The sequence below is a fragment of the Candidatus Schekmanbacteria bacterium genome (genome assembly GCA_003695725.1).
GTDB lineage: Bacteria > Schekmanbacteria > GWA2-38-11 > GWA2-38-11 > J061 > J061.
The window spans coordinates 1-3029 of record RFHX01000295.1 but is presented as its reverse complement, the minus strand read 5'-3'; the positions used below and the strand labels follow the sequence as shown (position 1 = coordinate 3029).

Here is a 3029-nt window from a genome sequence, read left to right as displayed (position 1 = left end):
ATACAAAAGAAGGATTCAATGTCGTCTTTAACTACTTTGTTTTTTACTAATTCCTCTGATTAGGAGACAAGCATTTTGATAAGATGAAATGCGAGAGTGTGTTGTCTAGTTAGAGGTTTAATAACAGATGTAGTCATCGCTCAACAAACTAATAGCATGCTATATATTGTATGAATAAATATCAAAACATCTCCTTCTGTGAAGATTCTTTGATGAAGGGGAGATATTTTTTGTAGAGGTCGGTGAGTTTCTGGCAGTAGTATTCCACATTTTCATCAGGGGCATTTCTATCCCACTCTGATGCCAATTTACAGTTATCATATACTGTAACTTTCTTCTTCGTGCCTGTCACATAAAAGGACACCTGGTCGCCTGCCTGATAGTTTCGTCCTGACTTTATAGCAAGTTCATAGGATGCCGCTTGATTGCGCTTCTTATCAGCAATCTTCTGCCTATAGGATTCAGGAGAAATTGCAAGAGTTTCCGTCTTTGCGAGCATTTCAATATCAAATCGGTGTTCTCTGATCTTTTTGATATATTCATTGTATAGTTCCTCACATTGACTGCTTTCGCCTGTCAGAAGGAGATAAATCATATCATGTAGAAATTGTCTGAGATATTTTTCCATACCCCGAGATTTCAAGCCGGAACCTTTGATTGATAATTTCCCATTATGGTCAAGCAAAGCATAGTTTTTCATTTTGTAGCTAAACATTGCCTTGTATCTGCCATCAAATTCAACTTCAATCCCCTTGGGAAGAGACTTGGAAAGCTCTTTTATCAGCTTCTCCTCATCATCTTCAGTTTTTATATTCTCCGGCGGCACAAAATAGATACCATCAGTATCCACTTCAACCGGTTTGCATCCTCTCTCTTTCAGCCATTTAATCATCTGCTTGATAATACTGCGTCCCTTTGCAGTTACCTCAGCCGCTTTTTCATAATCAGCAAAATTAGAAAAGGAAGCGGCTAAATAACCGTAGAAGGAATTAATCAGAATCTTGAATTCACTTTGCAGGGCATTGTAATAGTTTCTTTTGGCTTCATCCTTCTCCTTCAATGACATCTCCTTTGCTTTCACCCTGAAATCGCGCAAATCTTTGAGCAACGAAGGAAATATCTTCAACGTGTCTTTGCGTGGAAAGATGTTGAAATTCAACATCAATGAGGGATATAGAGACCTGACATCGCAGTGAAGCACATGCTTTACTACACCTGTAATGAAGATATCTGTATAACCGCCTTCAATATTGCTCTTCTCTTCCGGAATTTGAGGAATAGAATAGGAGTGATAGAGATATTCTCTTAGAAAAAGAGAATTGATTTTTGTGGCGTTGCCCCTCACAATTACATTCTGATATGAGTATGGGAATATCTTTGCTTCGATGAAATATCCCTCTCCAAATATTTCAGCTAATGCCTTTGTTTCAGCAACATCATCGAGATTATACTTAATCAATTCTTCAGGATTTGTATCGAAAACTTCAGAAATCCTTTTCCCTTCAATATAAACTCTATCTGGTGAGGCAACTCCTAAATGTTGTGCAACGCTTTTCAATCCATATTCATCCAACTCTCGAGCCGAAATATCGTATGCCTGAGAAAGAAGCCATGTATCAATGATGTGCCTTCCATAAATTTCCCACTTTGTATAATCGATTGCCCTTTCAGCAAAAGTAACTCGTGAATTATGGGATTTGGGTTCTATACCTCCCCTGCCCCAATTCAATTTCACTTTATGCATTCCGGCACGAACTTTTATGTAGTCTAAATCAAACTTAAATATATTATGTCCTTCGATTACATCTGGGTCTTTTTCCTGAATAATATCATTGAGTTCTTCAAGCATTTCCGGTTCTTTTTTCTTTGAGCCGTCGATTACATAACTCCAACCCCGATTATCTGAAAGCCCAATCGAAACAATGCGGTCCGCCTTTCGAGCCGGATTAGAGAATTCAAATCCCTTTTCACAATAAGTCTCTATATCAATCTGTAATCGATGAATATCTGACATTGCCATACCATTGAACAAAGTTTTTCCTGTCAAAAGAAGATACTGGTGGACTGGGTCATTTAGAAACATATATGGTGCTTGTGGGCTCGATGGCGGCTTCCCCGAAGCTTTTTGAAAATGCTTTTTTGCTTTTTCAAGAGAACGCCAAGATTTGAACCTTACCAAATATTTGAAGAAATTATCTCCTTTTAGTTTTTGCACATCATATTTTTCATTCAATCCAACGAGATAATCCTCCTTTTCCAGCAGGATAAAGGGGTCGAAGAACTCTTTTCGTGATGATATTTTCCCATCTCTACGGGTAAATATCTCGACTTTGCAGTCATCGACAAATTCAACGGCAACTATTGAATCCTCGTCGTCTCTGCCAAAGAGGATTTTGTTCTGTTCAAACTCTATATTTTTCATAGCTACTCTATACGCTCAAAATACGAATTTAATTTACATCTGTTAGATTTTTTTGTCTACTCACATCTTCATTTTTTCAATATGGGATATAAGTTCATACCTAAGAGAAAACTTTGCAAGTTATTTTCCCACTAATCGATTTATGCATTTAAAAAAATCTTGAATTTAATTTTTTTTGGGTAATCCATAATCAATCTCTCTCCGGTCACCTTTCGCAAAAAAATTCCAGCTCTTTTTTCTTTGGAAGAAGGTCAATGATAAAGAGCATTGAAATATTGATACAAAAGGTAAGTCTGAGTATGAAAAAATGGTGCCGGAAAAAGATAAAAAATGATAATGGAATATGAGCAGTTCGTGGATATGATGTTATCATTTAAGTTGCCTGTTGGCCTGATTTTTTGTATCAAGAATAACAATTCTATGTGCAAGAGATTAAAAAAGGAAATTTAAAATAATAAAAATTTGTTTTCCCTCAGTAGAAAAACGGGAAAAACAATTAAAGATTACTTATTGATTGGGTATTCACAAATTATTCAGATATATTTTTCTCTTTATTCATTTTCTTTAATGTACTCGCAATCTCATCAATAAATGGCTTTATGATATT

1 protein-coding gene is annotated in these 3029 nt (G+C 36.1%); it reads right to left on the bottom strand.

Annotation, left to right across the window (positions count from 1 at the left end):
* Window positions 1–181: 181 nt before the first annotated feature.
* Window positions 182–2422: a DNA polymerase II gene (locus D6734_11105; protein ID RMF92955.1), complete on the bottom strand. Its 2241-nt coding sequence runs from the start codon at window positions 2420–2422 to the stop codon at window positions 182–184.
* Window positions 2423–3029: the final 607 nt, after the last annotated feature.

Excerpts from the sequence above, each read along its gene's own strand:
- D6734_11105 (RMF92955.1), bottom strand. The coding sequence starts at position 2,422 with ATGAAAAATATAGAGTTTGAACAGAACAAAATCCTCTTTGGCAGAGAC.